The organism is Emergencia sp. 1XD21-10 (genome assembly GCF_009936045.1).
In the GTDB taxonomy this organism is placed as follows: Bacteria; Bacillota; Clostridia; order Peptostreptococcales; family Anaerovoracaceae; genus Senimuribacter; species Senimuribacter intestinalis.
Window position 1 is genome coordinate 1 of the sequence record NZ_QWEQ01000069.1, and the last position, 1,629, is coordinate 1,629.

Below are 1,629 nucleotides of genomic sequence, written 5' to 3' on the forward strand. Positions count from 1 at the left end.
ATCGGCACCGCCTATTTCTTTCGTTTTACACCCTAATCTATTCAATATATCCTGCTCTATACAAAGCAAGAAAGCTATCCTTTTCTCCCGTGATAATGTGGTCAAGGACTTTGATTCCTACTAATTTCAATGCTTCTGAAAGTCTCATTGTAGTTTCAATGTCTGTTTCACTCGGGGTTACATCTCCACTGGGATGGTTATGCAGCAAGATAACAGCTGCTGCATTAGCCATAACTGCAAATTTTATAACCTCTCTTGGATGTACCGTAGTTGTAGATAAACTCCCAATCGAAACCACATTATACCCAATTACCATAGCTTTTGAATTTAGGGCAATTGCAACGAACTTTTCTCTGTCCCATGTATGTGCCTGAAGACCGTGAAATGCAAAATCAGCAACATCCTCACTGGTATTTAATATAACGTCATAATCCCGTTCCCACTCAACGCTTTCCTGTAGCAACAATTCAAATTTCTTTACTACCATTCTTCCACTCCTTTTCTTGTTTCTGTGAGCACCTTGCGGTGTTCACTTTTGATAGGTGCGAAAAGAGGACGCTGCAGGCGGCCCACTGGAAAGAGCAGAGGCATAGGGGGCAAACCTGCCGGTGGAGATTTGCCCTAAGGGCAAATACAACCGCTTGCCCCTTGCCGATGGGACTGGAAGTGATATAATGAGCAACCAAAAGTGAACAGAAAAAATCAGAAGGTTTCCGTTCAGGAAAGCTACCTTTTCCCTAAATCAAGGGGACTGCTTCCATACGTCATGTTAGAAGCAGTCCTTCTGCCAAAGCAGCACCAGCACATTTTATTCGCTTTCCTCATCGTAATCGAAATCAAATACGGTTACCAACACATAAAGCCTTTCCTTGTCTTTATTATAGTTGTTTTCAATCTTGCCTTTTGATATAACAATCCGGTCCTTGTCCTCAAGACCCAGTGCTTTTTCATACGCGTCTCCCACAAATCTTGCGCGCCAACTGCAATATTGGTTATTGCCGTCCTGATCCTTTCCTTCGTAGGTACTGATGTTTGCTGTCACAGTATTTTTCCTGTTTTCTTCCTTCTTTGCTTCAAATACTGTTGCCTTTACCTTTCCAAGTTTCATTTGTTTCTCCTTTCTGGCGAGGAACATCTCTCCCCGCCTGTCACATGATTTCTTTATTTTTCACAGATTGAAAATCCGTCTGCCGCATTACCATAACATCTGAACCGGCATACATCTCCGCCAATCGAAACAGTCATTTCATAAAAATCCGGTGCATCATATTCCTCTAAGATATAGTCAAAATCCCTTTGCTCCAAAAGATGCTTTCTCCGTGTATTTCCCGTTACTGTTCCTCTACGCATTTTTGTTCCTCCTTCACTTTCCGCTCATTTAGATCATTTGCCCGTTTTAGTTCCATTGTCAATTTCTCAATTACATCAATCAACCCTGGTACAACATAGCTTGTAAAATTATGTCCTGCTACTGTATCAAAAAAGTTCATAGTCTCACTCCTTTTTTAAATTCGGGCACAATCCCAACCCGCCGTCACATTTAGGCAAACGCCGATATGCATCACGATGAATGCAATTTTCCCGACTGCATTCTGGACAAAAAGTCGTTTTGTACTGCGCATAACTCAT

General features: G+C 41.9%; 4 protein-coding genes. All 4 read right to left on the reverse strand.

Annotated elements, in window-relative coordinates:
- Positions 1-37 precede the first annotated feature (37 nt).
- The 4 genes from D1151_RS16300 to D1151_RS16315 all read right to left on the reverse strand — a co-directional run bounded on the left by D1151_RS16300 (position 38) and on the right by D1151_RS16315 (position 1,490).
- Entirely contained in the window at positions 38-487 is a 450-nt protein-coding gene (locus D1151_RS16300; RefSeq protein WP_161909572.1) for a JAB domain-containing protein, read from the reverse strand.
- A 321-nt stretch (positions 488-808) separates the two neighbouring features.
- The gene (locus D1151_RS16305) at positions 809-1,108 is read right to left on the reverse strand and encodes a hypothetical protein (RefSeq protein ID WP_161909573.1); all 300 of its coding nucleotides are present in this window, start codon (positions 1,106-1,108) and stop codon (positions 809-811) included.
- Between the two features lie 53 nt (positions 1,109-1,161).
- Complete coding sequence (locus D1151_RS16310) at positions 1,162-1,350, reverse strand: hypothetical protein (protein ID WP_161909574.1); 189 nt, start codon at positions 1,348-1,350, stop codon at positions 1,162-1,164.
- Positions 1,332-1,490, reverse strand: a complete 159-nt coding sequence (locus D1151_RS16315; protein WP_161909575.1) for a hypothetical protein — start codon at positions 1,488-1,490, stop codon at positions 1,332-1,334. Before D1151_RS16315 ends, D1151_RS16310 begins: the two co-directional genes overlap by 19 nt.
- Positions 1,491-1,629 lie beyond the last annotated feature (139 nt).

What these genes read in the sequence shown, in the direction of transcription:
- D1151_RS16310 (WP_161909574.1), bottom strand. Translation starts at nt 1,350, where the DNA reads ATGCGTAGAGGAACAGTAACGGGAAATACACGGAGAAAGCATCTTTTG.
- D1151_RS16315 (WP_161909575.1), bottom strand. Translation starts at nt 1,490, where the DNA reads ATGAACTTTTTTGATACAGTAGCAGGACATAATTTTACAAGCTATGTT.
- D1151_RS16305 (WP_161909573.1), bottom strand. Translation starts at nt 1,108, where the DNA reads ATGAAACTTGGAAAGGTAAAGGCAACAGTATTTGAAGCAAAGAAGGAA.
- D1151_RS16300 (WP_161909572.1), bottom strand. Translation starts at nt 487, where the DNA reads ATGGTAGTAAAGAAATTTGAATTGTTGCTACAGGAAAGCGTTGAGTGG.